We start from the raw sequence: 21,265 nt of genomic DNA, 5'->3' as shown, positions 1-21,265 counted from the left end.
CAGCGTCGGCTGACGCTTGGCAAACAGACCGCCGCCGATGCGGCGTTCGCTGACCTGACTCCAGCGGGGATGCGAGACATTGGGATTCACATTACTGTAGAAGCCGTACTCGCGCGGGTTGGCCATGTTCCAGCTGGTGGGCGGTTCCTCGTCGGTTAATGTGATCCGCACCACCGACTTGATCGACTTGAAGCCGTATTTCCATGGCACCACCAGCCGCAGTGGCGCGCCGTTCTGGTTTGGCAGCGGCTTACCGAAGATCCCGGTCGCCATGATCGACAGCGGGTGCATCGCCTCATCCAGGCGCAGGCCTTCGCGGTAAGGCCAGTCCAGCACCTTGTAGGCGGTGCCTGGCATCTCCGACGGGCGGTAAAGGGTTTCAAAGGCAACGTACTTGGCCTCATCCTGCACGCCTGCCATGTTCAGGAGGTCGGCCAGCTCAAATCCCTGCCAGGGAACCACCATCGACCAGGCCTCGACACAGCGGAAGCGGTAGATGCGCTCCTCCAGCGTCATCTCCCCCAGGATCTGCTCAATGGAATAGTCGCCCGGATTGTCCACCAGACCGTCGATCTTCACGCTCCAGGGCTGTGTGGTCATCCGGCCGGCATAGGCCGAGGGGTCGCTCTTGCCCGTGCCGAATTCGTAGAAATTGCAGTAGCTCGTCACCTCTTCCCAGCTGTTGGGCTCCAGCCCCTCCTCTGCCTTCGCCCGGCTGCCCAGCGCTGCTGCCAGCCCGGTGCCCGCCAGCCGCGCCATCATTTGGCGCCGGTTCCAGAACGCCGCCTCCGGGGTGCTGTCAGCAAGGGTCAAATTATTGTTCCAGCGGCGCGCCATCTGCGTCTCCTGATTAAAATAGCCCCCCTTGAGGTAACGGCCTTGGATGCAAAACCCAAAACATATCCTGTCACGACTGCGCGAGAGGACTGTAACGTATCCCTGCCGCAGCCATCCCACCGCAATTTCCCCGCTTCACCCCGGCGGCGAAACCCTTATGCTGGCCGGAAACGGAAACCAGACCGGGCAGATCACCATGAAATCCCTTATTGCACCGCTGATAATGCTGGCTGCCGCTGCCCTGGCAGGCTGCGCCAGCGCGCCTTCTGCCACCAGGAACGATGTTGAGGAGCTGGCGCTGGCGCTGCAATCCATGGACCCGCAGGTGGACCCGGCAGAGGCCCGCCGCGCGGCCGAGATTGCTTACAACCACTCTGCGCGGCTGGCCGAGCAATATGATGTCACCACCTCGCCGATCATCCACAACACGCTGGTGAACAGCGGCGTCAAGGCGCGCGGCATCTGCGTGCATTACGCCGAGGACATGCAAGCCCGCCTCAACCAGGAGAACTTCCGGACGCTGACGATGCTGCGCGCCATTGCCGAGCCGAAGAACGAGTTCCGCATCGATCACTCCACTGCGGTGATCGCAGCCAAGGGCGGCGGCATTTACGAGGGCATCGTGCTCGACCCCTGGCGCTATGGCGGCAAGCTCTACTGGTCGGCCACCACCGAGGATCCCCGGTATGACTGGGAACCCCGCCTGAAGGTTTTGCGCCGGAAGTATGAGCGGCGGATGGCCAAGGAAGCGGCGGGGTGAGCAGCCTGCCGCGCCGCTAATGCTCCGCACCCGAGGCAGCTGCCCTGAACTGACCAGGCGTCAGCCCGAATTCCTTCTTGAAAGCGCTGATGAAATTGGATGCGCTTTCATAGCCTGCCTCCAAGCCGATACTCGTGACTGCATCGTTTGTGCTTTCCAGCATCTTCCTGGCCTGATCCAGCCGGCGCTGCTTGCGCCACTTCGCGGGTGACACTCCGAAGATCCGCCGGAATTCCCGGTTAAAGGTGGGCACAGAACGCCCCGAAAGCGCAGCAAGATCTGCAGTGCGCAGATCGTGGTCCTGAAAAGCCTTGGCAACATGGGCGACCGAGCGGCGGTGCCGCGTGCTCAGGCTGCCTGCAAGCGTATTGGCCACCCTGCCGCGGCCATGCAGCAGCGCAAGCAGCATTATCAGCTCCACCAGTTTCAGGCGCGCTAGGTCCGCATCCACCTGCAAGCTGTCGTACACCGCCACAAGCCCGCTCATGAAGGCTGCCAGGTTTTGGCTTGCCGGAATGGTTTCAAGACCAGCGGGCGCATCCTCTTGCCCGCCGCCCAAGCGAGTCAGCATTTCACCGACGAGCACCGGGGACAAGAAGATCATCATCGCCTCGAGCGGGCCGTCCTGGCAACGGAAATCCGACTGCAACCGTACATTCGGCGGAATGATAATCAGTTCGCCGGCCCGGATTTCGGTGCAGACTCCCCCGGCTTCAAAAAACCGCTCGCGCCCTTTCAGCAAATAACAGACGCAAACTTCGCTGCAGACAAGTTCCAGTTCACGCAAATCTGCGTGCAATACCTTGTGCATCAGCCGCCCATGCCTGCTCGACAGAATTTCCCGGGTAAAGGAAAAGGCGGCCAAAGCCTCAGGGATCACAATCAGCTTGTTCTGTGTCCGGGTCACGCGGCTGCTCCACAGGTTGATCTGTTCAGACCGCGGGCAATTGCTTTTTTGCACATGCGGCAAACTAATCAGAGTTTCTGATCCGATTGCAATATCTTTGATCAGGTTGCGTTAGCGGAGGCAGGGCGCTGCAGGCAAAGAGCGGGTCACCAAAAGATGAAAAGGAGACCCCGATGAGCATTTGGGTAACGCTTGAAATGGAAGTGGCCGAAGGACAGTTTGGCAAACTTGAACCCTTTCTGGCCGAACGATTGCCAGCGGTGCGCGGCTTTGACGGCGCCCTGTCTGTCACAGTCTACTATGAGGCGGAGACACGCGGCCTGCTGATCGTCGAGGAATGGCTCTCCAAGGAACATCATGCCGCCTATATCCAGGCGATCACCGATAATGGCGTTCTGGCGCAATTGGCCTCGTTCATGACAGCGCCGCCGAAGGTGCAGTATTTCAAGAGGCTGGTAATCTGATGCCGGAGAGCTTTGCCGGCCTTACGCGCCGGGACTTCATGGCCCGCACCGCAATGACCACTGCGGCAATCGGCATACTTCCCTCCTTTGCAACAGCGGATTCCACGGCTGAAGTGCGTTTCCGTTTGGTCAAACCCGGCGCGGCCTGTGTAGCCGGGAAGCTAAAGGAACTGCGCCAAAGCCCGGGTTCGGTCAGCCAACTGGTTCTGGCGGGGGAGGACTGCTGCCTGATCCTGGTGGGGCGGTGTTCGCACACCGGGTTGCGCCGCCTGGAGCTGTAGCGCATCACTCGAAAGACCAAAAAGGCCCGCTGTCATCAGCGGGCCTTTCTGTTTTTCCACCCTCAATGCACCACGGCATCATCGGGCCGGGGCCGGTCCGACATCCCCAGCCGGTCACCGATGATCAGCCCATCGCTGCCAGCCGAGACCGGCACGGTGTCGCCATCCTTGATCTCACCACCCAGCAGAGCTTCCGCGAGAGGGTTCTGCAGCGCACGCTGGATCACCCGTTTCAGCGGCCGGGCACCGAACACCGGATCATAGCCCTCATCCGCCAGCCATGTCTTGGCAGCCTCGTCCAGCTCCAAAGCAATCTTGCGTCCCGCAAGCCGTTTCAGCAGCCGTGCCAGCTGGATCTCGACAATGCCGTCCATATCGGCGCGCGCCAGCCGGTCAAAAATGATGGTCTCATCCAGACGGTTCAGGAACTCGGGCCGGAAATGCGCCCGGACCGCGTCCATCACATCACGCCGCGCGTCAGACGCATCAGCGCCTTCCGGCAACTGGCTCAGCGCCTGCGCGCCAAGGTTGGAGGTCAGCACGATCAGCGTCTGCTTGAAGTCCACCGTGCGGCCCTGTCCATCGGTCAGCACGCCGTCATCCAGCACCTGCAACAGCACGTTGAACACATCCGGATGCGCCTTTTCGACCTCGTCGAACAGCACCACCTGGTAGGGTCGGCGGCGCACGGCCTCGGTCAGCGCCCCGCCCTCGTCATAGCCGACATAGCCCGGAGGCGCGCCGATCAGCCGGGCAACGGAATGCTTTTCCATATACTCCGACATATCGATGCGCACCATCGCGTGCTCGTCGTCGAACAGGAAACCCGCCACCGCTTTCGTCAGCTCCGTCTTGCCGACACCAGTGGGCCCAAGGAACAGGAAAGAGCCCAGCGGACGGTTCTCGTCATTCAGCCCCGCGCGCGCCCGGCGCACCGCATTGGCCACCGCAGTGACGGCGGCGTTCTGGCCAATCACCCGGCGGTGCAGCTCATCTTCCATGCGCAGCAGCTTCTCGCGCTCACCCTCCAGCATCTTGGAGGTCGGGATACCGGTCCAGCGCTCGACAACGGCTGCGATCTGCTCGGGCCGCACGGCCTCCTCGACCATCAGCCCCTGCTCTTCCTGTCTTTCGGCATCGGCCAGCTGCTTCTCCAGCCCCGGAATGACGCCATAGGAAAGCTCCCCTGCCTTGGCGAGGTTGCCCTCCCGCTTGGCAATGTCCAGTTCGGCACGGGCGCGGTCCAGCTGTTCCTTCAGGTCGCGGGCCGAGGCCAGCTTGTCCCTCTCCGACTGCCACTGGGCGGTCATCTCAGCGGACTGTTCCTGCAGCTCAGCCAGTTCCTTCTGCAGCTTTTCCAGCCGGTCCCTGGAGGCGGCATCGTCTTCCAGCTTCAGCGCCTCTTCCTCAATCTGCATCTGCAGGATCTGCCGGTCGAGCGCATCCAACTCCTCCGGTTTGCTGTCCACTTGCATCCGCAGGCGGCTGGCCGCCTCATCCATCAGGTCGATTGCCTTGTCCGGCAGGAAACGGTCGGTGATATAGCGGTTCGACAGCGTCGCCGCTGCCACCAGTGCCGCATCGGCAATGCGCACACCGTGGTGCAGTTCATACTTCTCCTTGATGCCGCGCAGGATCGATACGGTGTCCTCCACCGTCGGTTCCGTCACCATCACCGGCTGGAACCGGCGGGCAAGGGCTGCGTCCTTCTCCACGTATTTGCGGTATTCATCCAGCGTGGTCGCACCGACGCAGTGCAGCTCACCGCGCGCCAAGGCCGGCTTGATCAGGTTGGCCGCATCCATCGCGCCGTCAGATTTACCCGCACCGACCAGCGTGTGCATCTCGTCGATGAACAGGATGATCTCGCCCGCAGCCTCGGTGACTTCGGTCAGCACCGCCTTCAGGCGCTCCTCGAATTCACCGCGGTACTTCGCACCGGCAATCAGCGCGCCCATATCCAGCGACAATAGCTTCTTGTCGCGCAAGCTCTCCGGCACATCGCCATTGATGATGCGCAGCGCCATGCCTTCGGCAATTGCGGTCTTACCCACGCCCGGCTCACCAATCAGCACCGGGTTATTCTTGGTTCGGCGGCTCAGCACCTGCATTGAGCGGCGAATTTCCTCGTCCCGCCCGATGATCGGGTCGATTTTGCCCTCGCGGGCCGCCTCGGTCAGGTCGCGGGCATACTTTTTCAGCGCGTCATAGCCTTCTTCGGCAGTTGCCGAGTCAGCCGTGCGTCCCTTTCGGATATCGTTGATCGCTTCATTCAGCTTCTGCGCAGAGACAGCCCCGGCCTCCAAAGCATCCTTCGCCTTGGACTTCACCATGCACAGCGCCATCAGCAGACGCTCGACCGGCACAAAGCTGTCGCCTGCCTTCTCGGCAATCTTGGCGGCCTCATCCAGCACCTTGGCGGTCTGCCCGTCCAGATAGACCTGGGCCGCATCGCCGCTCACCTTGGGCTGTTTGGCAACTGCAGCCTCGACGGCCTCCACGACACGCGACGGCACCCCGCCCGCGCGGGAGATCAGGTTGCTCGCCAGCCCTTGATCGTCATCCATCAAAGCTTTCAGAATATGCTCCGGCACCAGTCGCTGGTGCCCCTCGCGCATCGCAATGGTTTGCGCCGCCTTCACGAAACCGCGTGCACGCTCTGTGAACTTGTTCAAGTCCATCTTGCTCTCCTTTATCAAGCGCCCTGTTATTGGCAGCGCCCGCTATGCGGCACGCCCCGGTCTGGGCCTCAAGGTTCAATTTGGGAAGCGATCCCGCCGCTTCAACCCATATTCGCTGGAAAAGGTGAGCAAATCCCTGACCTGCGTCAACTTTATGCCCGGACGGCACCCCAGGCGCAGCCGCGCCGTGCGCTAGCGCGGCGCCGGGCCCAAAAGCCGCAAAATGGCCTGCAGGGGCATCTTCGGCTGCGGGAGCGTCCCGCTGTGCCTTGCTCAACCACAGCCCCTTGCGTATGAAACGCCAGTTTCCTGCCGAACCCGCCACATAAGGACCCCGCCATGACCCAAGCCCCGCGTGCCGACGACCGCCTGATTGTTGCCATGGATGTCCCCAATGCGCTGGCCGGGCTGAAGCTCGCCGAGCAGCTGGGCGATGCGGTCTCCTTCTACAAGATCGGCCTTGGCATGCTGACAGGCGGCGGCCTCGCGCTGGCCAATGAGCTGAAGCAGGAGCACGGCAAGCGCATCTTCCTCGACATGAAGCTCTTTGACATCGGCGCCACCGTGGAAAACGCGGTGCGGGGCCTGGCGCAATTCGACCTCGACTTCCTCACCGTGCATGGCGACCCCTATGTAGTGCGCGCAGCTAAGGAAGGTGCCGCGGGCAAGGACCTCAAGATTCTCGCTGTCACCATCCTGACTTCGCTGGACCGCCAGGATCTGGACGGCGCGCTGATCAAGGCCGGCGCTGTGCAGGATCTGGTGCTGGAACGCGCAGGCAACGCCTTTGCAGCCGGCGCCGACGGCGTCATCGCCAGCCCGCAGGAGGCCGCGCTGATCCGCGCCCTGCCCGAGGCTGAGGGTAAGCTGATCGTCACTCCGGGCGTGCGCCCGGCTGGCGCCGATCTGGGCGACCAGAAACGCGTCGCGACGCCGGCCAGAGCGATTGCAGACGGCGCTGACCATATCGTGGTGGGCCGCCCGATCTGGAAGGCAGACAGCCCCCGCGCCGCAGCAGAGTCCATCCTGGCGGAACTGGCAGGCGCAAAAGCGTAGAGACGCCAAGCCATTTCCAGCAAGGGCAGCAACGGCTCTATTGCCTTGCCGCGTGTCCTCCCTTCATCCGATTGCCTAAATTTTAGGCAGAAAGAAAAATGTGCGGCAAGTGCACTATTTCCGGACCTGACCTCCCGCCGGCCGGCAATGACGTTGCGTCAAGCCGCTCATTTCGCTGACGAAACCCGCCGCCGGGGCAATTTCTGCGCCAAATCGTCCTGTGCCTCAAAAAGCACACCCGGAGGACCCGCTGCCAACACTTGCCGCCGCAAACTTTGCGAAACTGTTCCATGTGGGAGATTCTCATCTTGAGACACTCCCCAGACGGGCTTTTCTTCCTGAGACCCGTCACCTTTCCCCCCGCATACCAGCGGGGGATCTTTCTTTTCAGAGCACAGTCACACAGCCCGCACCGCAAGATATTCGCGCAGCCGGTCCGCAAAATGAGGCACTGCCAAGGGGTGCGCGCAATAGGCCTCTGGCGCCATCAGCGCCCAGCCCTGCCCCTCGTTTCCGAACCGGACCGCGCTGACAGTCTCGGCAGGCAGATGCGCGGCAAAGAACCAGACCCGCCCGTGCGGCCGCTGGTAGGCCTTCGACCAAATCAGCAGTTCCGGCCTCAGGACCAGCCCGACCTCTTCGCGCGTTTCGCGCAGCGCACAGGACGCCGGGCTTTCATCTGCCTCACGCCCGCCGCCTGGCAGATCCCAATAACCGGGATAGGGAATTTCCGGCTTGTCATCGCGCTGGATGACCAGCAGATCCTGTCCCAGAAACACTGCCAGCTTTGCGCCGGCAAAATCTTCGCCTGCTGTTGTCATGATCTGTCACTTGGTCCTCCGGCACGCTAAAGACAAGGCCTGCGCTGCAAGTTAGACTTGCCCATCCACGACCTTAACCCGCCGTACCCATGCACGCCCTCTGCCGAAACTGCCTCAGCCAGATTCCTCCCGCCCGGCGCTGCCCCCATTGCGGCAGCCCGCGGATCAAGGCGCATGCGGAGCTGTTCTCCCTCACCATCGCCCATATGGATTGCGATGCCTTTTATGCCAGCGTCGAAAAACGCGACAATCCTGAGCTGGCGGCCAAGCCGGTGATCATCGGCGGCGGCAAGCGCGGCGTGGTTTCTACCGCCTGCTACATTGCCCGCGTCCGCGGGGTGCGATCCGCCATGCCGATGTTTCAGGCGCTGAAGCTCTGTCCCGATGCCGTGGTGATCAAGCCGCGGATGAATGTCTACGTCGAGGTCAGCCGCGAGATCCGCAAGATGATGAATGAGCTGACCCCGGATGTGGAACCGCTGTCGCTGGACGAGGCGTTCATGGATCTCACCGGTACCGAAAAACTGCATGGTGCGCCGCCTGCGTTGATGCTGGCCCGTCTGGTCAAGCGCATGAAGGATGAGCTGGGCGTCACCGGCTCCATCGGCCTTTCCCATAACAAGTTCCTAGCCAAGGTTGCCTCCGATCTCGACAAGCCGCGCGGGTTCTCGGTGATCGGCAAAGCGGAGACGAACGATTTCCTGCGCGAAAAACCGGTGCGGCTGATCTGGGGCATCGGCCCGGCTGCTCAGGAAAGCCTGGACAAGGCCGGCATCAGAACCTTCTCCGACTTGTTGCGCTGGGACCGCGAGGCACTGCACAGCCGCTTCGGCTCCATGGGCGACCGCCTCTGGCACCTGGCCCGCGGCCAGGACCGGCGCCGGGTCTCAGCCCATGCCCCGGTCAAGTCGATCTCCAATGAGACCACCTTCTTTGAGGATACCGCCTGCCCGGAGGTGCTCGACGGCCACCTGTGGCGGCTGGCAGAGAAAGTGTCTGACCGGGCCAAGGCGCGGGAACTGGCGGGCCGGGTGGTGACGCTCAAACTGAAACGCGCCAACCATTCGGCGCTGACCCGCCGCGTCACCCTGCGCAGCCCGACCCAGATTGCCGACCGCATCTACCGCACCGCCCGCAGCCTGCTGGATCAGGTCGGCAACGAGGGCCCCTACCGGCTCTTGGGCTGCGGAATTTCAGACCTGGTGTCCGAATCGCAGGCAGACGACAGCGGTGACCTGCTGGACCCGAATGCAGGCAAGCGGGCAGAAGCCGAACGCGCCACCGACGCCATCCGCAGGAGATTCGGAGACGGCGCGATCCTGAAGGGCCGCGCCCTGCGCTGAACGGGACGCCGCTATTCTGCAGCCAGCGGCAGTTCCTCCCGCCCGATGGATGCGATTTCCGCCACCACCTGGCTCAGCAGCGTCTGCAGCGCATCAAAGTCCGCATTGGGGCGGATGCTGGCCTCATCCATGTACAGCGCCCGGTCGATCTCGATCTGCACCGCATGCTGGCGCCGCGACGGGCGGCCATAAGTCTGGGCAATATAGGCACCAGCAAAGGGCGTGTTGCGTGCCACGCGCAGCCCGGCGACGGCAAAGGCCGCCTCGATCCGGTCCACGACGCCGCCATCCGCAGCCGCCCCGAAACGGTCCCCCAGCACGATCTCGGGTTTGCCCGCACCGCGCGGGGCCATCGCGTCGACGGCTTCATGCGGCATCGAATGGCAATCCACCAGAATCGCCTGCCCGAATTGCGCGTGCGCCTGATCCAGCAGGCCTTTCAGCGCCTGGTGATAGGGATGCCAGCATGTGCGGATCCGCCGCTCTGCCTCCGCCAAAGGCAGTTTGCCGCTGTAGATCGCCCGGCCATTGGCCACCACCCGCGGAATCACCCCCAGGCCGGAGGCCACCCGCGGGTTCTGGCCGCGCTTCTGCACCCCCTCAATCACCGCCGGATCCAGCTCATCCGGCGAACGGTTCAGATCCAGATAGGCGCGCGGTTTCAGCGCCTTCAGCAGCGGCGCCCCGAACTCCGGCGCCGCCTGAAACAGCTGATCGACAAAGGCGTCTTCCGAACTGCGGATCTCCGTCCGCCCCAGAATCGATTGTGCCAGAAAGGAATCGGAATAGTCCGTGCCGCTGTGCGGAGAGGCAAAAACCACCGCCGAGGCCAGTTTCTGCGGGGAAATCACGGAAAACGCTGTATCAGGCATCCTTGCTCCGGTGCTTCTTGTGCAAGAAACAGCATATCGCGGAAATTTCTGCGGTCAAAAGCTCTTGCGCACCCCGGCGACTCTATTTATAGACCCCCTCACCGGCGCGGCACCCCGCGCCCCTTTCACTTCTAAGGGGCCGGAACGCAGCGCAGGCCAGAGTGGGCGATTAGCTCAGCGGTAGAGCACTTCGTTGACATCGAAGGGGTCACAAGTTCGATCCTTGTATCGCCCACCATTCATTCATTGCTTCGGCTCCGGCCCAAGCACCCGCTAACCCAGGCGCTGGTTCGCGCCGCAGACAAGGAGAGAGACCATGAAGGTCAAGAACTCGCTCCGTTCGCTGAAGAACCGGCACCGCGATTGCCGGGTTGTGCGCCGTAAAGGCCGCGTGTACGTGATCAACAAGACCCAGCGCAAGTTCAAAGCGCGCCAGGGCTAAGATCCGCCACAGCGACATGCAGAAAACCGCATCATCCGATGCGGTTTTTTTGCGTTTGGGAGTCTGCTTCGACTGGCATTGAAAAAGCAGGAGCTCCCGCGCCCGCGGCTTCTCCGGGCTGCGCCCGGATGAAACCTGGCGGCCTTTGGGCGTGGCACCGCGCGGAGCGCGGTGCCACGCCCAAAGGGAGCGGATCTGTCCAAAGATCCAGCGACGGGCGGGAGCCGCCCGTCCGGTTTTGCCAGCCAGCAGCAGGCTGCGACTTTCTGACTGTTTCAGTCGGAAATTTATTGCATCTGCTGTCAGATGCTTTAATCGACTCTTTCAGTCGGAAATCTGATCTAACTAAGAACGGGACATCCAATGCTGAAAGCCACAACCGTACTGGCCGGCGCGCTGACCGCAGCCATTGCCACCACTGCTGCTGCCGAGGGCGAACTGAACATCTACTCCTCGCGCCATTACGATACCGACGAACAGCTTTACTCGGACTTCGAAACGGCCACCGGCATCACCATCAACCGGATCGAAGGCAACGCAGATGAGCTGATTGCCCGGATGAATGCCGAAGGCGAAAACTCACCGGCAGACATCCTGATCACCGTTGACACCTCGCGCCTGACCCGCGCCAAAGAAGCCGGTGTCCTGCAAAGCATCGACAGCGACGTGCTGGAGACCCGGGTTCCGGCCTACCTGCAGGATGAGGACAATCAGTGGTTCGGCTTCAGCCAGCGCGCCCGTATTATCTTCTTCGACAAGGACGGGGTGGCCAACCCGCCGCAGACCTACCTGGATCTTGCCGATCCCGCCTACAAGGGCCAGGTTTGCATCCGCTCGTCCAAGAACACCTATAACCAGACCCTTCTGGCTTCCATTGTCACCCACCACGGAGCCGGGAAGGCACGTGAATGGGCCGATGGCGTGGTCGCCAACATGGCCCGCGATCCGCAGGGCGGCGACACCGACCAGATTCGCGGCCTGGTCTCCGGTGAATGCGGTATCGCCGTTGCCAACAGCTATTACTTCGCCCGCTCGATCCGCAAGGAGGTCAAGGGCGTGACAGAGAACCGTGATCAGATCGGCTGGCTGTTCCCCTCCCAGAACACCGAAGGCGCGCATATGAACCTGTCGGGCGGCGGCGTGGCCGTGCACGCTCCGAACAAGGAGAACGCCATCAAGTTCCTGGAATACCTCACCAGCGATTCCGCCCAGGCGTATTTCTCGGCCGGCAATGACGAATACCCGGCTGTGTCCGGCGTCGGTTTGGCCCCGTCGATCGCGGCGCTTGGCCACTTCAAGCCGGATGATGTGAACCTGTCCGAAGTTGCCAAGAACCTGCCCGAGGCACAGAAGATCTTCAACGACGCCGGCTGGAAGTAACCAGGCCCGGCACATGGCCTGCAAAGGCGCGGCACTGGCCGCGCCTTTTTCTTTGCGCCCGCCGCGTTCCGCCTGCGGCCCGGCCGCGGCCTCTGGTTTGACTGGACCGGCCCGCCCCCTTGCGCCTATAGGTTGCCGCGTCCCGGATCACCTGGGTAATTCAGGCGCAGCAGGACCTGCGTCTCACGCTTGGGGGAGCGAAACAATGAACCGTCTGCCAGTCACCATCATCAGCGGCTATCTGGGCGCGGGCAAGACCACTCTGATCAACCGCCTCCTGGCCGAGGATCACGGGCTGAAACTGGCCGTAATCGTCAACGATTTCGGCGCGGTCAACATTGATGACGCCCTGATCCAGGACACCGAAGGCGGCAAGATCGCCCTGACCGACGGCTGCGTCTGCTGCACCATGGGGGATGACCTGTCTCTAGCGCTGCGCACCGTACTAAACCGCCCGGAACAGCCCGACCACTTGGTGATCGAGGCCAGCGGTATCTCCGACCCCGTTGCCATCGCCAATTCCGTCCTGAATGAATCCGGCCTCAGCTACGGCGGGATCGTCTCCCTGGTGGATGCGGAAAACGCCGCGACCCTGCTGAACGATCCGCTGGTAGCCCCGCAGGCAGAACAGCAGATCCGCGCCGCGGACCTGGTGATTGCGACAAAATGCGACGAGCTTTCGGCAGAGCTTTCGGCGCTTCTGGAGAAGGCCGGCGCACGCACCCCCACGGTACTGAACGGTTCACCGGTGGCAGAGCTTCTGTTTGACGTGGTGCCTCTGCCAAAGGGCCGCGCGGTGGCGGCGCACCCCGCCTATACCACCTGGCAGCACCGCAGCGGCACCGTGCTGGACCGCCGCGCACTGGGGGACAAGCTGGCAGCGCGGCCTGCCGGGCTGTACCGGATGAAGGGCTTTGTGCTGACCACCGGCGGCGCCTATGAGCTGCATGTGGTGGGCCGCCACGTTGAGGCCAAACGCTGTGAGGCGGAGGAAACGCTTTTGGTCGGCCTTGGTCCTTCAGACCGGATTTCCCACGAAGAAATTGAGGCCTGGTGGGCGGCATGAGCCGCTCCACCCGCCCGAACCGCGCCAGGAAAATTCGATTTTCCTGGCAAGAATTTTCCGAAAATCTGGCGCCTACCGCCGCCGCCCGACCTGTCGGCAGATCAGGATCACCGGCAGCAGCCCCACCGCCATGATCACCAGCGACGGCACCGCCGCCCCTTCCAGCCGCTCGTCCGCGGCCAGCCTGTGCGCCTGCACCGCCAGCGTGTCGAAATTGAAGGGCCGCATGATCAGGGTCGCGGGCAGCTCCTTCATCACATCGACAAAGACAATCAGCAGCGCTGTCAGCAGACTGGGTGTCAGGATCGGCAGATGCACCCGCCGCAGCATGCCCATCGGCCCCTGCCCCAGCGACCGTGCCGCCGCATCCATGTTGGAATGCATCGTGGCCTGGCCGCCCTCATAGGCGCCCAAGGCCGCAGCCATGAAGCGCACCCCGTAGGCCGCGACCAGCAGCCAGATGGAGCCCGTCACCAGCAAGCCGGTGCGGATTCCGAAGGCCTCCCGCATCCAGGCGTCCAGCGCGTTGTCAAAGACGGCAAAGGGAACAATCAGCCCCACCGCAATCACCCCGCCCGGCACAGCATAGCCCAGCCGCGCGAAATAGGCCGCGGCCGCGGACACCCGGCCAGGCCGCAGCCGCTGGTAAAAACCCAGGCATACCGCCGCCGCCACCGTCAGGACCGCCGCCGCCGTGGCCAGGGTGATCGAATTGGTGGTGAAATCAATATAGCGGCGGCTGAAAAGGTTCTGTTCGGAGTCAAAGCTCATCGTAAACAGCACCGCCACCGGCAGCAGGAAGCCCAGCACCACCGGCACCGCACATAAGAAGACAGCCGCCGCCGCCTTGATGCCGCCCAGCTCGGCCGGAGCCATCTGGTTGTGATGCTTGCCCGCGTGATGGTACTTCGCCCGCCCCCGCGTGGCCCGCTCCACCACCGCCAGCGTCAGTGCGAACCCAAGCAGGCACAGCGCCAGTTGCGCCGCGCCGCCGCGGTCGCCCAGCGAGAACCAGCTGGTGTAGATGCCGGTGGCAAAGGTCTGCACCCCAAAATAAGACACCGTGCCAAAATCCGCGATGGTCTCCATCACTGCCAGCAGTACGCCCGAAGCAATGGCCGGCCGTGCCATCGGCAGGCTGACCAGCCAGAACGCCTGCCAGGAGTTCTTGCCCAGCGCCCGCGCCGCCAAAAAGGCGCCTGCGCTCTGCTGCATGAAGGCCGCCCGCGCCAGCAGATAGACATAGGGGTACAACACCAGCACCAGCATCGCCGCCGCCCCGCCGGTGGAGCGGATCTCCGGGAACCAGTAGTCCCGCGGCCCCCAGCCGGTCGCCTCGCGCAAGGCAGACTGCACGATACCGGGATGGTCCAGGATATGGGTGTAGGCATAGGCCAGCACATAGGCCGGAAAGGCCAGCGGCAGCACCAGCGCCACCTCCAGCAGCCGGGCCCCGGGGAACCGCGTCATAGTCACCAGCCAGGCCGCGCCGGTTCCTATTGAAAACGTGCCAAGCGCCACCAGCACCACCAGCACCAGGGTTGTCAGCGAATATCCCGGCAGCACGGTCCCGGCCAGGTGGCTGATCGTCTCCGAGCCGCCGAACGCTGCCGCCAATGCCACTGCCACCATCGGCAGCAGACAGGACAGCGCAACCGCCCATGCCAGCACGGCAAAAACACCACCCCCGGCCTTTCCGCCGCGGCGGCGCCCGTGCGGCGCGTATTCTATGGGATCATTGGCAGCGGTCATTTGCGGCGGTCTTGGGTCCGGCAGAAGTCTCTCGGCACTCTATTTCGACTATTCCAGTCAGAAATTCCAGCCGGAAAGCGCGGCCCTGCCCCTTGGCTTCCCAAAACAGAAAACGGGCGCCCGTATCCGGCGCCCGTATTTGCCGTTTTGACAAACAGCTCAGTCGTAGGTCCGCTGATCCTCGATCACCAGACCGTCCTTGGGCAGCGCATCCGGCGCCACCACCTCAACCTTGCCCTTGAGCTTCAGAACCTCGGCCACGGACCGGGCAAAGGCAGTCTCATCCCCGCCTTTGGCTTCAATCTGCACGGTCATCGCGTCCATCTCGCCGTCGCGGCTGGCAATGACCCGCGCCCTGACGATCTCGTCATGCTTGTCGACCAGCGCGGCGACCTGCTCAGGCCGCACGAACATGCCCTTGATCTTGGTGGTCTGATCGGCGCGGCCCATCCATCCCTTGATACGCATATTGGTGCGGCCGCAGGGCGAGACGCCCGGCATCACTGCAGACAGATCGCCGGTGGCAAAGCGGATCAGCGGGTAATCGGGATTGAGCGTTGTCACCACAACCTCGCCCACCTCGCCAGGTGCCACCGGGTTGCCGGTGCCTGGTGTGACGATCTCGACGATGACATGCTCGTCAACAATCATCCCCTCCATCGCTGGGCTTTCATAAGCGATATTGCCCAGATCGGCGGTGGCATAACACTGCAGGCAGGAAATCCCGCGGTCGGCATATTCCTGACGCAAGCTGGGGAACAGCGCACCGCCGCCCACCGCCGCCTTGGAGAACATCAGCTCGACGCCCATCGCATCCGCCTTGTCGAGGATCACTTTCAAGTAATCCGGCGTCCCGGCATAAGCCGTGGCACCTACGTCATGCGCTGCCGTCACCTGCAGCTCGGTCTGACCAGTTCCTGCGGGCAGCACCGCAGCGCCAACCGCCCGCGCACCGTTTTCAAAGATCATGCCGGCAGGCGTCAGGTGATAGCCAAAGCAGTTCTGCACCACGTCGCCCTGGCCGATGCCAGCAGCATTCAGGAACCGCCCCATACGCCACCAGTCGCCATCAACGCCGCCCGGTTCATAAATCGGGCCGGGGCTTTGGAAGATATGAGCAAAGCCTGTCGCGGGCTTTACCGTAAAGCCGCCAAAGGGCGGATGCGCGGCCTGGGCGCGGCTCAGTTCGGATTTTCGCAGCACCGGCAATGAGGCCAGCGCCTCTGCCGAGGTCACCGCAGCCGGGTCCACCCCGTCCAGCATCCCGGCATAGCCGGGCGCGGATTTGGCGCGAGCGATCTGCTCCGGCAGCGCCTTGGCCAAGCCAGCCGCGCGTTCGTCACTGCTGCGGGTCTCAAGCGTATCAAAAAAGCTCATCACGTCATCTCCCCGCATCAGCTCAGCCACCTCTTGCGGCGACGGTAGGACCGTACGTCGCGGAAGCTCTTACGCCCTTCATCCGACATGCCGAGGTAGAATTCCTTCACGTCCGGATTCTCGCGCAGGTCCGCTGCCGGCCCGTCCATCACCACCCGGCCGGATTCCAGGATGTATCCGTAATGGGCATAGCGCAGGGCGACGTTGGTATTTTGCTCCGCCAGCAGGAAGGTCACCCCCTCCTGTTCGTTGATCGACTTCACGATCTCGAAAATCTGCTCCACCAGCTGCGGCGCCAGCCCCATCGACGGCTCGTCCAGCAGGATCGTCTCCGGCCGCGACATCAGCGCGCGGCCCATCGCCACCATCTGCTGCTCACCGCCCGAGGTATAGCCGGCCTGGCTCTTGCGGCGCTCCTTCAGGCGCGGGAAGTAATGGTACACCATCTCCAGATCTTTCTGGATGTCCGCACCGCTGTCGCGGCGGGTATAGGCACCGGTCAGCAGGTTTTCCTCCACCGTCAGGTGTTCAAAGCAATGGCGGCCTTCCATCACCTGGATCACGCCCTTCTTCACCAGCTCCGCAGGGTCCTGCTCATGCACATGCGCGCCGCGGTACTTGATCGACCCTTTGGTCACTTCGCCGCGTTCGGAATGCAGCAGGTTCGAGATCGCCTTCAGCGTGGTGGTCTTGCCAGCCCCGTTGCCGCCTAACAGCGCCGTGATGCCGCCCTTGGGCACATTCAGGCTCACGCCCTTCAGAACGAGGATCACGTGATTGTAGATCACCTCGATATTGTTGACCTCCAGCAGGGCCTCGGCCTGCACATCGGAAGTTTCGGCGGCGGTGTTCGCTGCATCCAGCATCAAAGCGTGTCCTCATACCTGTCCCGGTTCTTACCCGGGACCCTGTTTGCATGGTGCGGCGGCTCCCCGCCGCACCGGTTGCGTCCGGCCCCGCCAAGGCAAGGCCGGCGGGAGCCCATTACTTGCAGCCGGGCTCGATGTTGTTCTCGGACGCGTAGGCCGCCGAGTCCTCTTCGATCAGCTTTCCGATCACCTCGGTATCGGACGGTTTGAAGTCCGAAATCAGCGACCAGGTCTTGCTCTCCGCATCCCACTGGGTCACGCCAACCAGGCCAGGGCCGCCGTGATTTTCGCATGAGACATTGAAGCTCGGGCCGAAGTTCGGCATCCCCAGCGCTGCCATCTTGGCTTCGTCGATCACCAGCGCTTCCATGCCGTCGCGCATCATCGCCGGAGTGATTTCCGCGGTGCCGTGGATTTCCTGCGCGGTCTTGGCGGCTTCGGCTGCCAGCATCGCTGCGTACATGCCGCGGTTATAAAGCACGTTGCCAACCTGATCGCCGGCACCTGCGGCCTTGCCCGCATCGACGACATATTTCTGGATGTCGTCAAACACCGGGAAGTCGCGGCCTACGTTGTGGAAGGTCACCGCCTTGTAGCCATCGGCCTTGTCGCCCGCCGGCATCACGTCATGCTCGGCACCGGACCACCACACGCCGATGAAATTCTCCATCGGGAAGCGGATGTTGGCGGCTTCCTGGATCGCCACCTGGTTCATCACGCCCCAGCCCCACATCACGACATAGTCGGGACGGTCGCGGCGGATCTGCAGCCATTGCGATTTCTGCTCCTGGCCCGGGTGGTCCACCGGCAGGGCAACCAGCTCAAAGCCGTGCTTCTTGCTGAGTTCCTCCAGGGTGCGGATCGGCTCCTTGCCATAGGCGGAGTTGTGGTAAACCAGCGCAATCTTCTTGCCGCTGATGTCGCCGCCATTGGATTCCAGCAGATAGTTCACCACGCCCGAAGCGCCGTTCCAGTAGTTGGCCGGATAGTTGAACACATGGCTGAACACTTCGCCGTTCGCGGCCGAGGTGCGGCCGTAACCCATGGTGTGCAGCGGGATGTTGTCCGCGGTCACCTTGGGGATAAGCTGATAGGTGATGCCGGTGGACAGCGGCTGATAGATCAGCGCGCCCTGGCCCTTGGTGGACTCGTAGCATTCCACACCCTTCTCGGTGTTATAGCCGGTCTCGCATTCCACCACCTTGGCCTTGACGCCGCCGATGCCGCCGTCACGCTCGTTCAGCAGGGTGAAATAGTCGTTGTAGCCGTCCGAGAACGGGATGCCGCCCGCTGCATAAGGCCCGGTCCGGTAGCTGAGGTCCGGGAACACCAGGTCCGCCATTGCCGGACCGGCTGCCATCGCGGCGCCCAGCGCCAGTGTGGTCAGTGTCTTTTTCATCGGCTTAAATCCTCCCTTTGGTCTTATCCGATGGTTTCCAAAAACGGGGGTGGTCTTGCTTTTCTCCCCGCCAGCTCTCGAGGCCTCCCGCGTCAGTGCGGGAACGGCCACAGTCTCAGTTTCTCCTTGGCGACGCGCCACAGCTGCGCCATGCCGTGCGGTTCCGCGATCAGGAAGACGATGATCAGTGCCCCCACGATCACCAGCTGGAAATGCGCCACGATGTCGGTGGGCCAGCCCATCAGATCGACGCCCACCACCTTCAGCACCACCGGCAGCAGCACCAGGAAGGCGGCGCCGGCAAAGGAGCCGAAAATAGACCCAAGCCCGCCCAGGATCACCATGAACAGCACCAGGAACGATTTCTGGATGCCAAAGGCCTCGCCAACCTCGACCGCGCCCAGATAGACCGCAAAGAACAGCGCGCCGGAGATGCCGATGAAGAAGCCGGAGACCGCAAAGGCCGTCAGTTTCGCCTTCAGCGGGTTCACCCCGATGATCTCGGCGGCAATGTCCATGTCGCGGATCGCCATCCAGGTCCGGCCCACGGTGCCGCGGGTCAGGTTGCGGGCAATCAGCGCGCAAACAGCCAGGAAAATCAGGCAGAACAGATAGGTGGCCCAGGCCGGCGCATTGGGGCCAGTGATGATGATGCCAAAGGTGTCGCGCTCGGGCGCGTTGATCTGGCCCGAGGCGGAATAGTTGTAAAACCACGGCACCCGGTTGAACAGCCACACCAGAAAGAACTGCGCCGCCAGCGTCGCCACCGCCAGGTAGAACCCCTTGATGCGCAAGGACGGCAGGCCGAACAGCACACAGACCAACGCGGTGATGCCGCCCGCCAGGATCACATGAATGAACATGCTGACCTCCGGGAAGGCGGTCATCAGCTTGTAGCAGGCATAGGCGCCCACCGCCATGAACCCGCCGGTGCCAAGGCTGACCTGCCCGCAATAGCCGACCAGGATGTTCAGACCGATTGCCGCAATCGAATAGATCAGGAACGGCAGCAGGATCGCATTGGCCCAGTAATCATTGATCAGGAAGGGGATGAGGCCAAAGGCCACCGCCAGCACCGCGTAATAGCGGTAGCGGTCGAACTTGATCGGAAACGTCTGGCTGTCATCGGCATAGGAGACTTTGAAATCCCCGGCTTCACGGTAGAACATGTCTCAGATGCTCCCTTTCTGTTGCGCGTTGGCACTCTTGCCTGCGCGGATGCTGTTGCTGGTTGCTGCGGTGCTCATTCGATCTGCCCCCACTGGGCCTGCGCCGCGTCGCGCTGGTCGCGCGTCATCCGGTTCGACGGTTTGGCATAGCCGCTGCGCTCGCTGCCGCGCACCAGCCGCAAATAGGCGATGATGCCGGTGATCAGCCCGGCCGAGGCCAAGAGCGCCGCAGTCACCACCTGGGTTTCGCTGTAGCTTTCCGCCGACAGCGCCAGGTAGCCAAAGGCCCAGAAACCGGCCCAGGCAATGACGTTGATCACGGCGATCAGCTTGGTCATGCCGCACCCCCGGCATTAACCATTTTGTCAGATTTCCCGGCTTGGACACATTTTGCCCACTTCTTTGTGGAACCCTGTTCGCGGGTAGAGTGAGTGGAACCAATGACCGTGATTTTCGAGGAAATCCGGCGGCTGGAGGCCGCGCGGAAGAAGGGCGACATATCCGAGGCAGACTTTGCGAAGGCCAAGGGCCGGCTGCTGGAAACGGTGGAAGACGCAACCGTTCTGCCGCCCTTTGAGTTCGAACCGCCGCGGCGGCAGGCTGCCAGTACCGGTCCCGGCCCTTGGGGGACGGTGCTGATCGGGCTCTTGATGGCCGCGCTGCTGACCTTTGTGGCCGGGCAGCTGATCGGCAACATCACCATCGCCTTCACCCTGGTCGCCACGGTCTGCGCCGCCATCGTCATCGCCGCCTTCCGCAAGCTTGAGGGCTGAACAGTCCGGGTACAGATCATATGAGCCTCAGACCCGTTCAATGATCTTCTCCCCGAACAGCCCCTGCGGACGGAACACCAGGAACAAGAGCGCCAGCACATAGGCAAACCAGTTCTCGGTTGCGCCGCCCACCAGCGGGCCGACTGCGAATTCGAACAGCTTTTCGCCTACACCGATGATCAGCCCGCCGACAATCGCGCCGGGGATCGAGGTGAAGCCGCCCAGCATAAGAACCGGCAGTGCTTTCAGCGCGATCAGCGACAGCGAGAACTGCACGCCGGACTTGGTGCCCCAGACGATGCCCGCGACCAGCGCCACGAAGCCCGCAACCGACCACACCAGAACCCAGATGAAGTTCAGCGAGATGCCGACCGACAGCGCCGCCTGGTGATCATCCGCCACTGCGCGCATCGCCCGGCCCTGCTTGGTGTACTGGCTGAAGGCCACGAGGCCGGCCACCAGAAGCGCTGCAATCACGGTCGCCACGATATCCAGATTGTCGATAAAGAACCCGTAGCCGAAGATGTTAAAGGTGGTCTCGTCGATCCACAGGTTGATCCCCTGCGGCAGACCGACGTCCAGCGTCTTGATCTCGGAACCCCACATCAGGTCGGCGACACCTTCGAGGAAGTAGGCCAGGCCAATGGTGGCCATGAACAGGATGATCGGCTCCTGCCCGACCAGATGCTTCATCACCAGCACCTGCACCAGCCAGGCCAGCAGCACCATCACCGCGACCGTCAGCGCGATTGCCACGACGCCCGGAACATTCCATCCGAAGTGGGTGATATGGCCTCCAAAGACCGCGTTGATCAGATGCGAAAACGGCACCTGCCCCTGCATGATCCCCACCAGCGTCATCGCTGCAAACAGCGCCAGGACACCCTGGGCATAGTTGAAGATGCCGGAGGCCTTGTAGATCAGGACAAACCCCAGCGCGACCAGCGCATAGAGAACGCCCGCCATCAGGCCGTTCAGCGTCACTTCCATCGCAAAGACGAGTTGTTCGGGCATTA

The 21,265-nt window shown here is 62.8% G+C and carries 21 protein-coding genes and 1 tRNA gene (1 of these 22 cut by a window edge); 10 read left to right on the top strand and 12 right to left on the bottom strand.

Translation table 11 applies throughout. The annotated features are described in order from the left end of the window. Positions 1–837, bottom strand: partial view of a protein-methionine-sulfoxide reductase catalytic subunit MsrP gene (gene msrP, locus K3725_RS00370; protein WP_260016936.1) — the 5' portion only. Its footprint begins 69 nt before the window's first position; 837 of the gene's 906 nt are visible here — the first part of the coding sequence; it begins with the start codon at positions 835–837; the stop codon falls past the left edge of the window. Positions 838–1,033: 196 nt separating this feature from the next. Here msrP and K3725_RS00365 point away from each other — a divergent pair, with 196 nt between their 5' ends. Next, positions 1,034–1,597 carry a hypothetical protein gene (locus tag K3725_RS00365; protein ID WP_260016935.1) on the top strand — a complete coding sequence of 188 codons (564 nt, stop codon included), beginning with the start codon at positions 1,034–1,036 and terminating at the stop codon, positions 1,595–1,597. 16 nt (positions 1,598–1,613) lie between these two features. On the opposite strand, the gene K3725_RS00360 is transcribed toward K3725_RS00365, so the two are convergent. Beyond that, positions 1,614–2,504 (bottom strand): AraC family transcriptional regulator, encoded by an 891-nt coding sequence (locus tag K3725_RS00360; protein WP_260016934.1) that lies wholly within the window; start codon positions 2,502–2,504, stop codon positions 1,614–1,616. Positions 2,505–2,677: 173 nt separating this feature from the next. Here K3725_RS00360 and K3725_RS00355 point away from each other — a divergent pair, with 173 nt between their 5' ends. Both K3725_RS00355 and K3725_RS00350 read left to right on the top strand, forming a co-directional pair. Further along, the gene (locus tag K3725_RS00355) at positions 2,678–2,968 is read left to right on the top strand and encodes an antibiotic biosynthesis monooxygenase (RefSeq protein ID WP_260016933.1); all 291 of its coding nucleotides are present in this window, start codon (positions 2,678–2,680) and stop codon (positions 2,966–2,968) included. Then, positions 2,968–3,249: a twin-arginine translocation signal domain-containing protein gene (locus tag K3725_RS00350; RefSeq protein WP_260016932.1), complete on the top strand. Its 282-nt coding sequence runs from the start codon at positions 2,968–2,970 to the stop codon at positions 3,247–3,249. The genes K3725_RS00355 and K3725_RS00350 overlap by 1 nt, the downstream gene beginning before the upstream one ends. A 62-nt stretch (positions 3,250–3,311) precedes the next feature. Here K3725_RS00350 and clpB read toward each other — a convergent pair whose 3' ends face one another. Further along, entirely contained in the window at positions 3,312–5,930 is a 2,619-nt protein-coding gene (clpB, locus tag K3725_RS00345; protein WP_260016931.1) for an ATP-dependent chaperone ClpB, read from the bottom strand. A 339-nt stretch (positions 5,931–6,269) separates the two neighbouring features. Here clpB and pyrF point away from each other — a divergent pair, with 339 nt between their 5' ends. Beyond that, positions 6,270–6,986, top strand: a complete 717-nt coding sequence (gene pyrF / locus K3725_RS00340) for an orotidine-5'-phosphate decarboxylase (RefSeq protein WP_260016930.1) — start codon at positions 6,270–6,272, stop codon at positions 6,984–6,986. Positions 6,987–7,384: 398 nt separating this feature from the next. Here pyrF and K3725_RS00335 read toward each other — a convergent pair whose 3' ends face one another. Next, entirely contained in the window at positions 7,385–7,807 is a 423-nt protein-coding gene (locus tag K3725_RS00335; protein WP_260016929.1) for an NUDIX hydrolase, read from the bottom strand. Positions 7,808–7,896: 89 nt separating this feature from the next. Between K3725_RS00335 and K3725_RS00330 the strand changes: the two genes are divergently transcribed. Continuing rightward, the gene (locus K3725_RS00330; RefSeq protein WP_260016928.1) at positions 7,897–9,150 is read left to right on the top strand and encodes a DNA polymerase IV; all 1,254 of its coding nucleotides are present in this window, start codon (positions 7,897–7,899) and stop codon (positions 9,148–9,150) included. 11 nt (positions 9,151–9,161) lie between these two features. On the opposite strand, the gene K3725_RS00325 is transcribed toward K3725_RS00330, so the two are convergent. Continuing rightward, positions 9,162–10,022: an N-formylglutamate amidohydrolase gene (locus K3725_RS00325; RefSeq protein ID WP_260016927.1), complete on the bottom strand. Its 861-nt coding sequence runs from the start codon at positions 10,020–10,022 to the stop codon at positions 9,162–9,164. Between the two features lie 163 nt (positions 10,023–10,185). Here K3725_RS00325 and K3725_RS00320 point away from each other — a divergent pair. The 4 genes from K3725_RS00320 (at position 10,186) to K3725_RS00305 (ending at position 12,910) form a co-directional block, all read left to right on the top strand. Beyond that, positions 10,186–10,260: transfer RNA gene (locus K3725_RS00320), tRNA-Val, on the top strand. Positions 10,261–10,338: 78 nt separating this feature from the next. Continuing rightward, a complete protein-coding gene (gene ykgO / locus K3725_RS00315; protein WP_005648635.1) occupies positions 10,339–10,464 on the top strand; it encodes a type B 50S ribosomal protein L36 in 126 nt (41 codons plus the stop codon). Positions 10,465–10,827: 363 nt separating this feature from the next. Then, positions 10,828–11,844: a Fe(3+) ABC transporter substrate-binding protein gene (locus K3725_RS00310; RefSeq protein ID WP_260016926.1), complete on the top strand. Its 1,017-nt coding sequence runs from the start codon at positions 10,828–10,830 to the stop codon at positions 11,842–11,844. Between the two features lie 205 nt (positions 11,845–12,049). Beyond that, entirely contained in the window at positions 12,050–12,910 is an 861-nt protein-coding gene (locus K3725_RS00305; RefSeq protein WP_260016925.1) for a GTP-binding protein, read from the top strand. A 72-nt stretch (positions 12,911–12,982) separates the two neighbouring features. Here the strand turns inward: K3725_RS00305 and K3725_RS00300 are convergent, their stop codons facing one another. From K3725_RS00300 to K3725_RS00275, 6 genes are all read right to left on the bottom strand, one after another. Then, on the bottom strand, positions 12,983–14,662 hold the full coding sequence (locus K3725_RS00300; RefSeq protein WP_260016924.1) for an iron ABC transporter permease: 1,680 nt from the start codon (positions 14,660–14,662) through the stop codon (positions 12,983–12,985). A 159-nt stretch (positions 14,663–14,821) separates the two neighbouring features. Further along, positions 14,822–16,039, bottom strand: coding sequence for a phenylacetate--CoA ligase family protein (locus K3725_RS00295; RefSeq protein ID WP_260016923.1), 1,218 nt, complete (start codon positions 16,037–16,039; stop codon positions 14,822–14,824). A gap of 17 nt (positions 16,040–16,056) precedes the next feature. Beyond that, positions 16,057–16,905, bottom strand: coding sequence for an ABC transporter ATP-binding protein (locus tag K3725_RS00290; protein WP_260016922.1), 849 nt, complete (start codon positions 16,903–16,905; stop codon positions 16,057–16,059). A gap of 118 nt (positions 16,906–17,023) precedes the next feature. Beyond that, a complete protein-coding gene (locus K3725_RS00285; protein ID WP_260016921.1) occupies positions 17,024–18,307 on the bottom strand; it encodes an ABC transporter substrate-binding protein in 1,284 nt (427 codons plus the stop codon). A 92-nt stretch (positions 18,308–18,399) separates the two neighbouring features. Beyond that, entirely contained in the window at positions 18,400–19,476 is a 1,077-nt protein-coding gene (locus K3725_RS00280) for a branched-chain amino acid ABC transporter permease (RefSeq protein WP_260016920.1), read from the bottom strand. 74 nt (positions 19,477–19,550) lie between these two features. Then, positions 19,551–19,814 carry a hypothetical protein gene (locus tag K3725_RS00275; protein ID WP_260016919.1) on the bottom strand — a complete coding sequence of 88 codons (264 nt, stop codon included), beginning with the start codon at positions 19,812–19,814 and terminating at the stop codon, positions 19,551–19,553. A 102-nt stretch (positions 19,815–19,916) separates the two neighbouring features. Here K3725_RS00275 and K3725_RS00270 point away from each other — a divergent pair, with 102 nt between their 5' ends. After that, positions 19,917–20,249: an SHOCT domain-containing protein gene (locus tag K3725_RS00270; RefSeq protein ID WP_260016918.1), complete on the top strand. Its 333-nt coding sequence runs from the start codon at positions 19,917–19,919 to the stop codon at positions 20,247–20,249. 27 nt (positions 20,250–20,276) lie between these two features. Here K3725_RS00270 and K3725_RS00265 read toward each other — a convergent pair whose 3' ends face one another. Then, complete coding sequence (locus K3725_RS00265) at positions 20,277–21,263, bottom strand: branched-chain amino acid ABC transporter permease (RefSeq protein ID WP_260016917.1); 987 nt, start codon at positions 21,261–21,263, stop codon at positions 20,277–20,279. Between the last annotated feature and the right edge of the window lie 2 nt (positions 21,264–21,265).

It is taken from the genome of Leisingera sp. S132 (assembly GCF_025144465.1).
GTDB lineage: Bacteria > Pseudomonadota > Alphaproteobacteria > Rhodobacterales > Rhodobacteraceae > Leisingera.
This window is presented reverse-complemented; position numbering and strand designations above follow the sequence as displayed.

Bases quoted from the DNA above. Each gene is read 5' to 3' on its own strand.
- K3725_RS00365 (WP_260016935.1), top strand. From the start codon at position 1,034: ATGAAATCCCTTATTGCACCGCTGATAATGCTGGCTGCCGCTGCCCTG.
- K3725_RS00355 (WP_260016933.1), top strand. From the start codon at position 2,678: ATGAGCATTTGGGTAACGCTTGAAATGGAAGTGGCCGAAGGACAGTTT.
- K3725_RS00350 (WP_260016932.1), top strand. From the start codon at position 2,968: ATGCCGGAGAGCTTTGCCGGCCTTACGCGCCGGGACTTCATGGCCCGC.
- clpB (WP_260016931.1), bottom strand. From the start codon at position 5,930: ATGGACTTGAACAAGTTCACAGAGCGTGCACGCGGTTTCGTGAAGGCG.
- pyrF (WP_260016930.1), top strand. From the start codon at position 6,270: ATGACCCAAGCCCCGCGTGCCGACGACCGCCTGATTGTTGCCATGGAT.
- K3725_RS00335 (WP_260016929.1), bottom strand. From the start codon at position 7,807: ATGACAACAGCAGGCGAAGATTTTGCCGGCGCAAAGCTGGCAGTGTTT.
- K3725_RS00330 (WP_260016928.1), top strand. From the start codon at position 7,897: ATGCACGCCCTCTGCCGAAACTGCCTCAGCCAGATTCCTCCCGCCCGG.
- K3725_RS00325 (WP_260016927.1), bottom strand. From the start codon at position 10,022: ATGCCTGATACAGCGTTTTCCGTGATTTCCCCGCAGAAACTGGCCTCG.
- ykgO (WP_005648635.1), top strand. From the start codon at position 10,339: ATGAAGGTCAAGAACTCGCTCCGTTCGCTGAAGAACCGGCACCGCGAT.
- K3725_RS00310 (WP_260016926.1), top strand. From the start codon at position 10,828: ATGCTGAAAGCCACAACCGTACTGGCCGGCGCGCTGACCGCAGCCATT.
- K3725_RS00305 (WP_260016925.1), top strand. From the start codon at position 12,050: ATGAACCGTCTGCCAGTCACCATCATCAGCGGCTATCTGGGCGCGGGC.
- K3725_RS00300 (WP_260016924.1), bottom strand. From the start codon at position 14,662: ATGACCGCTGCCAATGATCCCATAGAATACGCGCCGCACGGGCGCCGC.
- K3725_RS00295 (WP_260016923.1), bottom strand. From the start codon at position 16,039: ATGAGCTTTTTTGATACGCTTGAGACCCGCAGCAGTGACGAACGCGCG.
- K3725_RS00290 (WP_260016922.1), bottom strand. From the start codon at position 16,905: ATGCTGGATGCAGCGAACACCGCCGCCGAAACTTCCGATGTGCAGGCC.
- K3725_RS00285 (WP_260016921.1), bottom strand. From the start codon at position 18,307: ATGAAAAAGACACTGACCACACTGGCGCTGGGCGCCGCGATGGCAGCC.
- K3725_RS00280 (WP_260016920.1), bottom strand. From the start codon at position 19,476: ATGTTCTACCGTGAAGCCGGGGATTTCAAAGTCTCCTATGCCGATGAC.
- K3725_RS00275 (WP_260016919.1), bottom strand. From the start codon at position 19,814: ATGACCAAGCTGATCGCCGTGATCAACGTCATTGCCTGGGCCGGTTTC.
- K3725_RS00270 (WP_260016918.1), top strand. From the start codon at position 19,917: ATGACCGTGATTTTCGAGGAAATCCGGCGGCTGGAGGCCGCGCGGAAG.
- K3725_RS00265 (WP_260016917.1), bottom strand. From the start codon at position 21,263: ATGCCCGAACAACTCGTCTTTGCGATGGAAGTGACGCTGAACGGCCTG.